The sequence below is a fragment of the Labrenzia sp. C1B70 genome (assembly GCF_000475395.1).
Taxonomy (GTDB): domain Bacteria; phylum Pseudomonadota; class Alphaproteobacteria; order Rhizobiales; family Stappiaceae; genus Roseibium; species Roseibium algicola.
On the sequence record NZ_AXCE01000059.1, the window covers coordinates 1 to 477 of the forward strand.

At 52.2% G+C, this 477-nt stretch carries 1 protein-coding gene; it reads left to right on the forward strand.

Features of this window, described 5'->3' with window-relative positions:
* The coding region (locus Q666_RS66625) for a hypothetical protein (RefSeq protein ID WP_208994464.1) at positions 1-312 on the forward strand (312 nt) is incomplete at its 5' end.
* Positions 313-477 lie beyond the last annotated feature (165 nt).

A 477-nucleotide genomic window follows, 5' to 3' on the forward strand; every position in this document is an offset into this window, starting at 1 on the left:
AGTTTCATATCTGACCTCCAATCAGTCATTTCAATTGGCACCAAAGAAAAGCGCCATTGTCCCCGCGAATTGTTTCTGAGTTTGCCACCGACCGGAGGTTGGACGTCCGAGGCAGACAAATCAGTGCGGCTCGAAGCCGCTCGCAAGGATGACCATACGCATCCAATTTCCCGGTTCAATACAGAATACGGTTTGCGCCTACCGCAGCGGCTGTTTTCAAAAACCGGTGTTGCGCGAATGTCACAAAATCAGATCGGAAATTTAGAAACTGTTAGGAAACTCGGCAAAATCGCCGGTTTGACTGGCACTTGACCGGGAGGCTAGAGGCCTCGCCCCATGCGGATTCTCGGGGAATCAAAATGGGGACGGCCCGGCAGATTGAAGCCTGCCGGGCCGCGTGACTGACTGGAGTTCAGAGGATCACAGCCAGAAATCTAATCAGATGATTAGAAAGTGCGCTGCATACGAACACCGAAG